This window comes from Streptomyces sp. NPDC043746, from assembly GCF_056436485.1.
Genome location: NZ_JBWKCM010000012.1, coordinates 126,770 through 139,772 on the forward strand (window position 1 = coordinate 126,770; position 13,003 = coordinate 139,772).

Genomic DNA, 13,003 nt, shown 5'->3' on the forward strand with positions numbered 1-13,003 from the left:
CCCTTTTTTTGGTTTTCTCCCCCCCCACCCCCCCCCCCCCCCCCCGCCCCCCCCCCCCCCCCCCCCCCCCCCCCCCCCCGCCCCCCCGGTGGCGCACAGTGGTGCGTATGACGACACCACTCGCAGACCCGACCCCCGCTGAACTGCTCCGTTCCCTCGCCCGTACCCGCGCCTCGCTGGACGGGGAGGAGGTCACGTACTGGTGGACCGGAGACGTGTACTCCTGGGCCCCCGATGAGCCCTACCGGCGGGTCTTCGGCTTCGAGGGGCTCAATGTCGCCCGCCTGGTCCAGGACGCCGAGGCCGGGCCCGACGCGTATCAGCTGCTGACCCGGGAGGCCGCCTTCTACCTGGACCCGGCCTCCCGCGAGATCCTGGAGACCTGGCAGGACCGGCCGGTGGTGCACGTCTGGAACGACCCGGCCAACCAGAAATGGCGGCCCTTCCCGATCCCGGTGACCGAGCTGGGCGGGCAGGTCTGCTTCAGTCTGGAGATCCCGCTCGCCTACCCCTCGCCGCTCCCGGTGGCCCAGTACCCCGACCACTCGGCGGGGGACACCTACAAGGCGCTGGAGCTCTTCCAGTTCTTCGCCGACCGCGCCGACCTGGACGGGCACGCGCCGAGCGTCCCGGCCACCATGTCGTGGTCGCGGATGTCGCCGTGGCTGCCGTGGATGGCCCAGGGGCAGCGGCCCGGCGGCCTGACCTTCCACTGCCGGGGGCGCAAGCTGGGCTCGTACGACGACGTCCCGGAGCGGACGCGCGCCTATATCGCGGACCGTCATCCGGAGTTCGCCCACGCCCCGGAGGCGTGGAGCGAGCCGAACGAGACGAGCTGGACGTATTTCCGGAAGCTCAACCCACCGCGGTAGCGCGGGCTCTGCGCAGGTGGGCCCGAGGCTCAAGCCCCGAGCGGCGAGCCTCGGGCTCCGAGCTCTCTTCTGTGGGAACGGGTGGTGAGGCTCAACCCACCCTCCCTCCCTGACCTGTGCGGAGCTGGGCGGACCCGCGGGGAGAGGCCGGTCGGTGACTTTTCGTGATCAGGTTGCGCCGGAGCGTGTGCACGCTCTAAGTTCACGATCAGCGACAACCCACAATCCGTAAAACGGACAACCCCGGTGGTGCTCGCAACACCGACCGGGGTCTGACCGTCAGAGATCGCCCAGATGGAAAGCCGATCCCTATGGCTACTGCCCACATTAGTGCTGTCCTGCGCGCGCCCGCGCACCCCATGGCGAAAGCCGGTTACGGGAAGCGTCACGCGCCCGACCAGGCCCCTCCCCGCGCCACCGACTTCGCCCACCTCGAGCCGCGCGAGGCGGCCATCGCCGCGTACGTCGACCGGCTCCCCGAAGGCTCCGCCATCGGCTACAAGGTCCTTGCCGAGGAGCTTCCGGACTACGGTCAGCAGGCGTGCCGCAGCGCCCTGGACCGGCTGACCCGGGCCGGGCACCTGCGCCGGATCAAGGTGCACATCGCCGTGGCCGACGGCCAGAGGCGCTGGGTGACGCGTACGTACTTCTCCCGGACCACGCGGGACGCCGCGTGGTGGGCCGCGTTCGTGCGGTTCGTCCGGGGCGTGGACGCGCCGGGCCAGCCCCAGGCGCCCGCGCCGACCACCGCCTTCGGGGGCGCGGAACCGCACCCCGACGCGGAACCGGCACCGCAGCCGCCGTCGGCCTCCTTCGTCCCCGCCCCCTCGGCCCCCGCGCCCGAGCCCGGAGTCCGCGCCCCCCACTCCGAGTCGTACGCCCTCCTCGCCGCGCTCGGCAGTCGTGAGCCCCGGCTCCAGCTCTCCGACGGCGAGTGCGTGGAGCTCGAACACCTGGTGGGGCAGTGGCTGGCGCGTGGCGTCGGCCGGGAGCAGATCGTCCAGGCCCTGACCTCGGGGCTGCCCGTGCCCGTGCACTCCGCGCGGGCCTTCCTTCGCAGGCGACTGGAGACCAAGATGCCGCCCGCCCCCGCCCCGCAGCCGGAGAAGGACCGCCCGAGCGAGCAGATCGTGGGCGCCGTGATGATGTGCCTCTTCTGCGACGAGGACGAGACGACGACCACGCTGGACCACGGCATCTGCCCCGACTGCCACGCCGCCGTCGCCCGCGACGAGGCGGCCGGCCTCACCGGTGACGTACCGGACACCTTCCTGGCCCGTCCGCGCTCCGAGGTCGACATCGCCGCCCGCATGGCCGAACTCCGCTCGGCCGCCGTCCGCCCGGTCCTCCCGGCGCCGAGGTCGCGCGGGTGAGCGTGCGGGCTTCGCATCCGACACCGCGGAGCTCCGGGCGTATGTCGACTGAGGTCGTCGGCTGAGGGACGGCGTCCACCGGTGCCACCGTGCCCGACGCCTACGCCGACCGGTGCCACCGTGCCCGACGCGTACGCCGACCGGTGGGTCCCCGCTCGCGCGTTCCGCCCCGAAGGTGTGGGCTGGGACACAAAGAGGAGTGCGCTCCTCCGGGATGGGCAGCAGCCTCGTACGAGCAGTTCGGGTCGACACGCCGTGCCGGGTTGTGGGCGGGACATCTCACCATCTGGTAAGGACGGGTCGATTCCGGGCTGCTCGTTAAACTGAGCCGACCGCAGTAATGACTGAGCGAGGAGCGCACGTGGGCCTTGTCGTGCAGAAGTACGGAGGCTCCTCCGTAGCCGATGCCGAGGGCATCAAGCGGGTCGCCAAGCGAGTCGTCGACGCCAAGAGGAACGGCAACCAGGTGGTTGTCGTGGTGTCCGCGATGGGCGACACGACGGACGAGTTGATAGACCTCGCCGAGCAGGTGTCTCCGATGCCTACCGGCCGTGAGTTCGACATGCTGCTGACCGCGGGTGAGCGGATCTCCATGGCCCTGCTGGCCATGGCGATCAAAAACCTGGGCCACGAGGCCCAGTCGTTCACGGGCAGCCAGGCCGGTGTCATCACCGACTCGGTCCACAACAAAGCGCGCATCATCGACGTCACACCCGGCCGCATCCGGACCTCGATCGACGAGGGCAACATCGCCATCGTCGCCGGGTTCCAGGGCGTGAGCCAGGAGGGCAAGAACATCACGACGCTCGGCCGCGGCGGGTCGGACACGACCGCCGTCGCGCTGGCCGCCGCGCTGGACGCCGAGGTCTGTGAGATCTACACGGACGTCGACGGCGTCTTCACCGCGGACCCGCGGGTCGTGAAGAAGGCGAAGAAGATCGACTGGATCTCCTTCGAGGACATGCTGGAGCTGGCCGCGTCCGGTTCCAAGGTGCTGCTGCACCGGTGCGTCGAGTACGCACGCCGTTACAACATCCCGATCCACGTCCGCTCGTCCTTCTCCGGACTGCGCGGGACCTGGGTCAGCAACGAGCCGCAAGGGGACCAGAAGGTGGAGCACGCGATCATCTCCGGAGTCGCCCACGACGTCTCGGAGGCCAAGGTCACCGTCGTCGGCGTCCCGGACAAGCCGGGCGAGGCGGCCGCGATCTTCCGCGCCATCGCCAACGCCGAGGTCAACATCGACATGGTGGTGCAGAACGTCTCCGCCGCGTCGACCGGTCTGACGGACATCTCCTTCACCCTCCCCAAGTCCGAGGGCCGCAAGGCCATCGACGCCCTGGAGCGGGCCAAGGGCTCCATCGGCTTCGACTCACTCCGCTACGACGACCAGATCGCCAAGATCTCCCTGGTCGGCGCCGGTATGAAGACCAACCCGGGCGTCACCGCCGGCTTCTTCGAAGCGCTCTCCGACGCGGGCGTCAACATCGAGCTGATCTCGACGTCCGAGATCCGCATCTCGGTGGTCACCCGCGCCGACGACGTCAACGAGGCCGTGCGCGCCGTGCACACCGCCTTCGGTCTCGACAGCGACTCCGACGAGGCCGTCGTCTACGGAGGCACCGGCCGATGACCGCACGCCGCCCGTCGCTCGCGGTCGTCGGTGCGACCGGGGCGATCGGCGGCGTCATGCTCCGGATCCTCTCGCAGCACGCGGACGTCTGGGGCGAGGTCAGACTCGTCGCCTCGCCGCGCTCGGCCGGCCGGAAGCTGGTCGTGCGCGGTGAGGAGAGCGAGGTCCTCGCGCTGAGCGAGGACGTGTTCGACGGCATCGACGTGGCCCTCTTCCTCGTACCGGACGAGGTGTCCGCCCGCTGGGCTCCGATCGCCACCTCCAAGGGCGCCGTCGTGATCGACGACTCGGCGGCCTTCCGGCTCGACGACGACGTACCGCTGGTCGTCCCGGAGGTCAACCCGCACGCAGCCCGCCTCAGACCGCGGGGCATCGTCGCCTCCCCGAACTGCACCACGCTCTCGCTGATCGTCGCGGTCGGTGCGCTGCACGCCGAATTCGGGCTGCGCGAACTGATCGTCTCCTCCTACCAGGCGGTCAGCGGCGCGGGCCGGGACGGTGTCACGGCCCTGCGCGAACAGCTGTCGCTGGTGGCCGGTACGGAGCTGGGCACCCACCCCGGTGACGTACGCCGCGCCCTGGGCGACGGAGCCGGTCCGGCGGGGGGCAGCGGCGGTAGCCCGTTCGCCGCTCCCGTCGCCCTGAACGTCGTGCCGTGGGCCGGGACCGACGCCGGGGGCGGCTGGTCGTCCGAGGAGATCGCGATCCGCGAGGAGTGCCGCAAGGTGCTGGGGCTGCCGGAGCTGCGGGCCACCGCGACCTGTGTGTACGTTCCCGTCGTCGCGGCCCACTCCATGTCCGTCCACGCGCGCTTCGAGAACGAGGTCGCCGTCGACCGGGCCCACGAGATCCTGGCGACCGCTCCGGGCGTCGTCCTCTTCGACAGCCCGGCGTCCGGAGATTTCCCGACTCCGTCCGATGTCGTGGGGACCGATCCCACCTGGGTCGGGCGCGTACGGCGCTCGATGGACGATTCGCGGGCCCTGGAAATGTTCATTTGCGGGGACAATCTCCGTAAAGGTGCGGCTTTGAACGTCGCGCAGATCGCGGAATCGGTGGCCGTCGAAATTACCTCCGCCTGAGCGGGAGCGACCTGTACGGATGCCCTGACTCCGCAGGGGGCGCAGCCCTGATCTCGTTCGTATGGGTCGAATCTTTTTTGTAGAATCTGTGAACGCCCTATGAGGAATTACCTGGTCTGAACCTCTTGAACTGGGGCGTCGTCGTATCCAACGATGATCTGCCGGCCGTCTGCAACCGCGCGCAGGCCGGGCAGCGTCTACGCCGTCACTTCTCGCGCGGCGGGGGCGCTTATACGGGGCATTCAGGGCATTCGGGGAAGAGCAGGTGCGTATGAGGGCATGTCGCACAGCGTCGAACGCGGCGCCGTACGCGTACAACCCTGACGGGGGGAAGCGTGTCCAACAGGCGTGGCAGAGGTTCTCGACATCACAGTGGCGGGTCCGTTGCGGGGCGCGGCCGTGCGTCCGCTCCGGCGTCCCCGCACGCCCGGCGGTATGCCGGTGATCGCGCCCATGCCCGCCGCACGGCCGGCCCAGCTGCCCTCGCAGCGCGGGGGCGCTGAAGAGACGGTGGCAGCGGGAACCACGGTCGACCACCTCACCGAGACCTACCGCGCCCACTACCGCTCCCTGCTCGGCCTCGCGGCACTGCTGCTGGACGACACCGCGTCCTGCGAGGACGTGGTGCAGGAGGCGTTCATCCGCGTGCACTCCGCGCGCAACAGGGTCCGGGAGCCCGAGAAGACCCTGGCCTACCTCCGCCAGACCGTCGTCAACCTCTCGCGCTCCGCGCTGCGCCGCCGCATCCTCGGGCTCAAGCTGCTCTCCAAGCCGATGCCGGACATGGCGAGCGCGGAAGAGGGTGCGTACGACCAGCTGGAGCGGGATGCGCTGATCAAGGCCATGAAGGGGCTCCAGCGGCGCCAGCGCGAGGTGCTGGTGCTGCGGTACTTCGCGGACATGACGGAGGCCCAGGTCGCGGAGACGCTGGGAGTTTCGCTGGGGTCGGTGAAGGCGTACGGTTCGCGCGGTATCGCGGCGCTGCGCGTCGTGATGGAGGCCCAGGCATGAGCCGGCACGAGCACAGGCACGAGAATGACCCGACGGGAAACGGAATTGTGAACGACGTGCCGGAGAAGACTCCGCACACCGATCCGGACCGGACGGACGGAACGGATCGGCCGGACCAGCCGGGCCGACCGGACGGTCCGGCTGACGAGAGCGCGCCTGGGGAGCCGGCCGCGGCCCGGAAGCCGGAACCGGAGTCGGAGTCGGAGTCGGAGTCGGAGTCGGAGTCGGAGTCGGAACCGCGGGCTGGCGGCGGCCTCGCCGGGGACGGCCTCGCAGGTACGCTGACCGACCTCTTCGGAGGCGGCCGGGGCGGGCCCGGACCCGACGACGGCCGGGGCGGCGATGTGGATCGCGCCCCCGGGGCCAGTGGTTCCGACGCCAGTGGATTCGGTGCCGGCGGCTTCGGCGCCGGGGCCGGAGAGCTGGACGAGGCCGCCCTGCGCCGGATGCTGCACGGGGCCGTCGGGGGCCTTGAACCTTCCGACCGGACCTTGGAGCATCTGCGGCGCGCGGTGCCCGCCCGGCGGGCCAGGCGGCGACAGGCCACCGTCGGCGCGGCCGCGGCGGCGCTGCTGATCGGTACGGCTGTCCCGGCCTTCGTGCACGTGGCGAACTCGAACGACACGTCCACGGCGTCCCCCGCCATCGTCGGCCACGGCGAGCAGGCCCAGGGCGGTAACGGCGAGGCATCCGACCCCGAGGCCCCGGGCCGAGGGACACCGGAGCCCACCGACCAGGAGAGCCGGGGCGGCATCGGTGGACCGGATCCCTCCACGAGCGCCTCGCCGGGCAGCCCGCAGGGCCCGGGCAATGGGGCCGAGACGGGCGGGGCCTCCGCGCCTCCGAGTTCGGATTTCACCGCGCTGCGGGCCTGTAGCCCAAGCCAGCTCGGCGTCGTCTCCGCGTCGGCAGGCGCCCCGAACGCCGAAGGCAAGGTGTACGGCAGCTTCCGGATCGCGAACGTGTCCGGCACGGACTGTACGGTCAGCAGCAACGGCACCGTCGGCGTCACCGCCCTCGGCGCCGCCGACCCGCTCAAGATCCACGTGGTCCAGCACACGGCGGGCGACGCGGCCTCCGGTCTCCCCGACCCCTCGCAGGAGCCGGGCATGGTGCTGCTGAAGCCCTCCATGGCCTACGAGGTGCAGTTCGCGTGGGTGCCGACCGACACCTGCCCCACCGTGGCCCCCTCACCCACCCCCACCCCCACCCCCTCGCCGGACGGCTCGGGAGGATCGACGGGCGAGGCATCGGGCCCCTCCGGCACCGACACGCAGTCGCTGCGGCGGGACGGCACCACGATGGACGGCAGCATCGCCGTGACCCATACACCGGAGTCGGGCGCACCCACGGCCGAGACGAAGATCAACAACGCCTGCTCGGGCACGATCTACCGAACAGGCGTCCTGCCCGCCTCGTCCTAGCCGCAGAACGCGGGGGCGGGCGGACGACGCGGGAGCCGAAGCCCTCCGGGGGCCGGGGCCGACCCGGGATCACGGGCCACGGGATCACACGCCCCGGGATCACGCACCCCGGGCCACGGCCTACGAACCGTGCGTGGTCCCCGCCGTCTTCGCCCCCTGTACGACCCCGGCCGCCACGACGGCACCGGAAGCCTCACCGGCCTCAGTGGTCCCGCCGTCCCCCGCCTCCCCGTCCTCCGGAACCAGCCCGAGGGCCGTGTCGCGGGCGGTCTCGGCCTCGCGGCGGACCAGGCGGAACCACATGAAGAGCACGAAGCCGGCGAACACGAACCACTCGCCCGTGTACCCGAGGTTCTGGAACGCCTTCAGGTCGAGCCCGCTGCCCTGCGGAGCTGCGGCGGGCACCGGCTTCATCGCGTCGTCGGGGCCGGTCGCACCGCCCGCCTGCGCCTCGGGAAGCGTGATCCAGGCGTCGTACACGTCGTAGTCGACCAGGTTCACCAGGGACGCGGCGCTGATCATGCCGAGCTGGCCCTCGGGGAGCCCGCCCCGGGCGTTGACGCCGTCGCTGTGGATGTTCTCGGATGCCTGGAGGTCGCCGGTCACGGTGATCTCGCCCTGCGGTGCGGCCGGTACGGGGACGCTGCCCGCGGTGCCGGGCAGCCAGCCCCGGACGACCGGCAGGGCCTTGCCGCCCTCGGTACGCAGCAGGTTCAGGACGTAGAAGCCCCGGTGACCGTCCAGCTCACGGCCGGGGATCAGGAACTGGTCGGCGTAGGTCCCGGTCGCGACGGCCGGGCGGCCGGACGTCACCTTGTCGACGGGCAGCAGCTCGTCCAGCGGTTCGGCGGCCCGGGTGTTCGGATCGGGCTGCTTCGTCGCCTGCTCGTGCGACTGCACACGGTCCTCGAAGCGGCCGAGCTGCCAGGTGCCCATGAACACGCAGAACGGGATGGCCAGCACGACGAAGAGGTTGATCCCCCACCATCGCGGGGTCAGCAGGAACCGGTACACCCCTCCAAGGTACGGTTCCCCACTCCGGCCCCCCGGAGCGGGGTCGCCCCTTTATCCGGCCCTTACGCCCCCAGGGCGGCACCACCCCCCAGATGTTTCAGGGCGAACTCCAGCTCCAGCCGCACCTGCTTGATCCGCTCCTCCACCACGAGCGAGCCGTGCCCCGCGTCGTACCGGTAGACCTCGTGCACCGCGCCGCGCGCCGCCAGCCGGTCCACGTAGTTCTCCACCTGACGGATGGGGCACCGCGGATCGTTGACGCCGGCCGAGATGTAGACGGGGGCGCGCACCGCGTCGACGTACGTCAGCGGGGACGAGGCCTCGAACCGCTCGGGCACCTCCTCCGGCGTGCCGCCCAGCAGCGTGCGGTCCATCGCCTTCAGGGCCTCCATCTCGTCGTGGTACGCCGTGACGTAGTCCGCGACCGGCACCGCCGCCAGCCCCAGCGCCCAGGCGTCGGGTTGGGTGCCGAGGCCGAGCAGGGTGAGATAGCCGCCCCAGGAACCGCCGGCCAGGACCAGCCGCCGCGGGTCCGCGAGCCCGGAGGCGACCGACCACTCCCGCACGGCGGCGATGTCCTCCAGCTCGATCAGACCGACCCGGTGCTTGAGCGCGTCCGTCCAGGCGCGACCGTAGCCGGTGGAGCCGCGATAGTTGACCCGGACGACGGCGAAGCCGTGGTCCACCCAGGCCGCCGGGCCGGAGGCGAAGGCATCGCTGTCGTGCCAGGTGGGCCCGCCGTGGATCTCGAAGACGGTGGGGAAGGGCCCCTCCCCGGTGGCGGGCCTCTGCACGAGGGCGTGGATCCGGCCGCCCGGCCCCTCCACCCAGGCGTCCTCGACGGGCACCGACGCCGGGGCTTTGGCCCCCGGCGGGTCCAGGACCACCGCGCCGGTCGTCGACCGCACCACGGGCGGCTGCGCGGCCGAGGACCAGAGGTATTCCACGGTTCCGTCGGGGCGGGCCGTGGCGCCCGACACCGTCCCGGCGGGGGTCTCCACCCGCACGGGCTCCGCGGCCCCCGGCTCGTACCGCCACAGCTCGCTGCGGGCCTCGAAGCTATGCTCGATGAGCAGCGCGGAGCCGTCCGGATACCACTCGGCGCCCACGTCGCCGGGCAGGTCGACGGGGAGCGCGGTCTCCGTGCCTGCGACCGGGTCCCAGATCATCGGCTCCCAGCGGCCCCGCCGCTGGTGCCCCACGAGAAGCCGGGTGTCCCCGGCCACCGGCGCGAAGCCCAGCACGGCGAGCCCCAGCTCCTTGGTGCCGCCCTCGGTGTCGTCCAGCTCGGCCACCGTGGAGCCGTCCGGGCGCACCACGCGCAGGGCGGAGTGCATGGCGTCCCCGTGCTCGGTGTGCTCCAGGGCGATGAGCGTCCCGTCGTACGACAGGTCCCCGACCCCGGCGGACTCCCGGTGCCGGTAGATCTCGACCGGCTCACCGCCTCCGGCCGCTCGCACGAGGTGGATGGTGGTCCCGTCCTCGTCGGTGGAGCGACCGATCACGGCGGAGCCGTCGCGCCCGATGGCGAGGCCCGCCGGATACGACGGGGCGAGGCCCGGGGCGGCGGGCTCGTCCTCCCCGCCGCCGAACGGCTGGCGCATCCACACACCGAACTCGTCGCCATCGGTGTCGCTGAACCACCAGATGGCCTCGCCGTCCGGCGTCAGCACCCCGTCGGTGGTCCCGTTGGGCCGGTCGGTCACCTGGCGTTGCCGCCCGCTCGCCCGGTCCCATGCGTACAGCTCGTAGGTCCCGGTCGCGTTGGAGACGAAGAGCGAGCGGTCAGGCGCGTCCTCGGCCCAGTCGGGCAGGGACACCCTGGGCGCGCGGAACCGCTGCTCCCACTCCGGCATGGTCGACACGTTCTCTGATTCGCTCATGCCCTCCATCCAACCCGATCCCGAGCCCGGCCGGAGCGGGCTGTCCACAACCTCCTTGTGATGATCAGACCGGCAATGTCCGCCTGTGGATAACGGCTCGCGGGCGTTCCGCCCGGTGGGTAACTTCTCGGATATGTACTCCCCGACTCCGCACGACTGGCAGGACGCCAACCGCGCACGCTGGGACGAGCGTGTGCCGATACACGCGGCGAGCGACTTCTACGACCTGGAGGCGTTCCGGGCGGGGAAGGACGCCCTGCGCCCGTTCGAGCTGGCGGAGGTCGGTGACGTCACGGGAAAGACCCTGCTGCATCTCCAGTGCCACATCGGCCTGGACACCCTGTCCTGGGCGCGGCACGGCGCCGCGCAGGTGGTGGGCCTGGACTTCTCCGAACCCGCCGTGGAGACCGCCCGCGGCCTCGCGGAATCGCTGGGCCTGGGCCCCGACCGCGCGGCATTCGTGGCCGCCGATGTGTACGACGCCCCGTCGGCCGTCCCCGACTCCGCGTACGACATCGTCTACACGGGCGTCGGAGCGCTGAACTGGCTGCCCGACATGGAGCGCTGGGCCGAGACTGCGGCCTCGCTGGTGGCGCCCGGCGGGTTCCTCTACCTGGCGGAGTTCCACCCGCTCACCGACACGCTGGACGACGGGACGGGTTCGGTCGTCACCCACGACTACTTCAGTCGTGAGGCCTGGGTGGACGAGACCCCGGGGACGTACGCCGACTTCGACGCGCCGACCGTGCACAACCGCAGCGTCGAGTGGCAGCACCCGGTGGGCGAGGTGGTGACGGCGCTGGCGGCGGCCGGCCTGCGGATCGAGTTCCTCCACGAGCACGACGTCTCGCTCTTCCCGCGCTTCGGCACGCTGGAGCGCCGGTCGGACGGCTACTACCGCTTCCCGGCGGACCGCCCGCGCATCCCGCTGATGTACTCGCTCAAGGCGACCCGGCCCGGCCGCACGGGGGATGACACCGCCGCACACGACATGACAGGAGGTCGGTGAGACTCTCCGGACCGCCGCATGACCGCGGGTCAGCAGCGGCTTTCCGGGGGATTGTCAGTGCCGGGGGCCACACTTCCTCCCATGACCGACGACACGATCACAAGCACCACCACGGCCGCCCTGCGCACGACCGTGGAGACGTACTGGGCGACGGCCGACGCCCGGGACTGGGAGGCGTTCGCGGCGACCCTGGCGGACGACGTGGTGTACGAGCTGCCGCAGACCCGCGAGCGCATCCGGGGCAAGGGCCGCTATCTCCGGTTCAACCAGGAGTACCCGGGCGACTGGCATGTACGGATCGAGAGGATCGTCGCCGATGCGGAGGGCATGCAGGCCGCCGCACGGACCGAGGTCACGGTCGGCCCGGAGGAGCTGCACGCCATCCACTTCTTCACTTTCGACGACCGGGGCCTGATCACCGGGGTGACGGACTTCTGGCCGGAGGCGTACGAACCTCCGGCGGACCGTGAGCACTTGGTGGAGCGCTACTGATCCGCGGGGTTGACGGGCCGACGGCGTTGGGCGGGGACGGCCCGTCGGCCTCCGCCCGGCGAGCCGCCTCCGTCGCCACGCCCCCGTTATTGGTGCGTGCCACCGGTCTACAGCGCCGCCCGGAAGGCCGGCAGGTAGCCGCCCGACTGCCCGGCGACGGTGGGGTGGTACGAGTGGTAGACGGGCACGGTCACGCCGTGGAGCCAGGAGTCTCCGGAGCACAGCTCGTGCCCGGTGAACTCGTCGACGACGCTGGAGAAGGTGAACCCGGCATCGGCGGCCCGCTTGGCGAGCACCCCGTTCAGCACGTCCGACGCGTTGTTGATCGCCGCCCGCTCGGCTTCGGTGAGCCCCGCGACGCAGCGCCCCGACAGCTGGTAGAAGCGCGGATAGCCGAGAACCACGACCTGGGCGGCGGGAGCCCCGGCGCGGATACCGGCGTAGAGCGAGTCGAGGTTCCCGGGAAGGGAGTTGTTCATCTTGGCGATCGCGGCGTCGACGCTGCTGATGCAGGTGGCCTCGCTTCCCAGCACACAGTCCTGCATGACCTCGGCGAACCCGACGTCGTTGCCTCCGGCCGTAACGCTGACCAGGGCGGTGGACGCGTCCAGAGCCCCGAGCTGACCACTGGTGACGGAGGACGTGGTGGCGCCTGAGCAGGCGACGAAGGCGAACGAGGTGGGGGAGTTCGCCGCCGCCCACAGCTGCGGATAGGCGTTGGCGCTGCGTCGGCAGTCGCCGCTGTCGGGCTGATAGTTCCCGGCGCCGACCCCGGAGGAGTAGGAGTCACCGAGCGCGACATAGCCGCCGACAGCGGTGGATTCGGCCGCGGAGTCCGCCGCGACGGCGGCCCCGGCCATGCCAAAAGCGGCTACGGCAGCGAACGTGAGGGTGGAGAGGGATGCCCAGATCCTGCGTACGGACATGGCTGTCGCCCTTCGAAGTGTGGGGGGGGTGGGGGTGTGGGGGGGTGGGGGTGTGGAGCGTGTGGGGGTGGGAGGGGCGTGAAGGAGCGATGCAGTGTCTAGCAGCTCGCGATCTCCACCGGTAAGGCCCGTGCGAGAAGTCGTCTGATATGCCCGGAGGATCGCGGGGAGGTCGGTGCTCCTCGCGGGAATGAACTGTCAACTCCGCCAAGAAATAGGTGAGTTACTGGCCCCATGGTGCGCTCGCGTGCAACCGTTCCGGTGCTGATTCGGGCCGTTCGGAG

Annotated in this window: 11 protein-coding genes; 8 read left to right on the forward strand and 3 right to left on the reverse strand. The window is 71.3% G+C overall.

From position 1 onward, the window contains the following. Window positions 1-107 precede the first annotated feature (107 nt). From AC0682_RS15760 to AC0682_RS15785, 6 genes are all read left to right on the forward strand, one after another. Window positions 108-872: a DUF1838 family protein gene (locus tag AC0682_RS15760; protein ID WP_254812249.1), complete on the forward strand. Its 765-nt coding sequence runs from the start codon at window positions 108-110 to the stop codon at window positions 870-872. A 311-nt stretch (window positions 873-1,183) separates the two neighbouring features. Then, a complete protein-coding gene (locus AC0682_RS15765; RefSeq protein ID WP_478533334.1) occupies window positions 1,184-2,245 on the forward strand; it encodes a hypothetical protein in 1,062 nt (353 codons plus the stop codon). A gap of 361 nt (window positions 2,246-2,606) precedes the next feature. Further along, window positions 2,607-3,878, forward strand: coding sequence for an aspartate kinase (locus AC0682_RS15770; protein WP_254812251.1), 1,272 nt, complete (start codon window positions 2,607-2,609; stop codon window positions 3,876-3,878). Further along, a complete protein-coding gene (locus AC0682_RS15775; protein ID WP_478533336.1) occupies window positions 3,875-4,960 on the forward strand; it encodes an aspartate-semialdehyde dehydrogenase in 1,086 nt (361 codons plus the stop codon). The genes AC0682_RS15770 and AC0682_RS15775 overlap by 4 nt, the downstream gene beginning before the upstream one ends. 435 nt (window positions 4,961-5,395) lie before the next feature. After that, complete coding sequence (locus AC0682_RS15780) at window positions 5,396-5,971, forward strand: SigE family RNA polymerase sigma factor (protein WP_026237792.1); 576 nt, start codon at window positions 5,396-5,398, stop codon at window positions 5,969-5,971. A gap of 47 nt (window positions 5,972-6,018) precedes the next feature. After that, on the forward strand, window positions 6,019-7,395 hold the full coding sequence (locus AC0682_RS15785; RefSeq protein ID WP_478533338.1) for a hypothetical protein: 1,377 nt from the start codon (window positions 6,019-6,021) through the stop codon (window positions 7,393-7,395). Between the two features lie 120 nt (window positions 7,396-7,515). Here the strand turns inward: AC0682_RS15785 and AC0682_RS15790 are convergent, their stop codons facing one another. Both AC0682_RS15790 and AC0682_RS15795 read right to left on the reverse strand, forming a co-directional pair. Beyond that, window positions 7,516-8,409 (reverse strand): SURF1 family protein, encoded by an 894-nt coding sequence (locus AC0682_RS15790; protein ID WP_478533340.1) that lies wholly within the window; start codon window positions 8,407-8,409, stop codon window positions 7,516-7,518. A gap of 62 nt (window positions 8,410-8,471) precedes the next feature. Next, the gene (locus AC0682_RS15795) at window positions 8,472-10,301 is read right to left on the reverse strand and encodes a S9 family peptidase (RefSeq protein WP_478533389.1); all 1,830 of its coding nucleotides are present in this window, start codon (window positions 10,299-10,301) and stop codon (window positions 8,472-8,474) included. A 124-nt stretch (window positions 10,302-10,425) separates the two neighbouring features. Here AC0682_RS15795 and AC0682_RS15800 point away from each other — a divergent pair, with 124 nt between their 5' ends. Both AC0682_RS15800 and AC0682_RS15805 read left to right on the forward strand, forming a co-directional pair. Then, window positions 10,426-11,301, forward strand: a complete 876-nt coding sequence (locus AC0682_RS15800) for a class I SAM-dependent methyltransferase (protein ID WP_478533342.1) — start codon at window positions 10,426-10,428, stop codon at window positions 11,299-11,301. 81 nt (window positions 11,302-11,382) lie between these two features. Continuing rightward, entirely contained in the window at window positions 11,383-11,793 is a 411-nt protein-coding gene (locus AC0682_RS15805; protein ID WP_478533343.1) for a nuclear transport factor 2 family protein, read from the forward strand. A 107-nt stretch (window positions 11,794-11,900) separates the two neighbouring features. On the opposite strand, the gene AC0682_RS15810 is transcribed toward AC0682_RS15805, so the two are convergent. Continuing rightward, on the reverse strand, window positions 11,901-12,719 hold the full coding sequence (locus tag AC0682_RS15810; protein WP_478533344.1) for an SGNH/GDSL hydrolase family protein: 819 nt from the start codon (window positions 12,717-12,719) through the stop codon (window positions 11,901-11,903). Between the last annotated feature and the right edge of the window lie 284 nt (window positions 12,720-13,003).

Coding starts and splice junctions, on each gene's coding strand:
- AC0682_RS15810 (WP_478533344.1), bottom strand. CDS start 12,719: ATGTCCGTACGCAGGATCTGGGCATCCCTCTCCACCCTCACGTTCGCT.
- AC0682_RS15800 (WP_478533342.1), top strand. CDS start 10,426: ATGTACTCCCCGACTCCGCACGACTGGCAGGACGCCAACCGCGCACGC.
- AC0682_RS15760 (WP_254812249.1), top strand. CDS start 108: ATGACGACACCACTCGCAGACCCGACCCCCGCTGAACTGCTCCGTTCC.
- AC0682_RS15780 (WP_026237792.1), top strand. CDS start 5,396: ATGCCGGTGATCGCGCCCATGCCCGCCGCACGGCCGGCCCAGCTGCCC.
- AC0682_RS15775 (WP_478533336.1), top strand. CDS start 3,875: ATGACCGCACGCCGCCCGTCGCTCGCGGTCGTCGGTGCGACCGGGGCG.
- AC0682_RS15795 (WP_478533389.1), bottom strand. CDS start 10,301: ATGGAGGGCATGAGCGAATCAGAGAACGTGTCGACCATGCCGGAGTGG.
- AC0682_RS15805 (WP_478533343.1), top strand. CDS start 11,383: ATGACCGACGACACGATCACAAGCACCACCACGGCCGCCCTGCGCACG.
- AC0682_RS15765 (WP_478533334.1), top strand. CDS start 1,184: ATGGCTACTGCCCACATTAGTGCTGTCCTGCGCGCGCCCGCGCACCCC.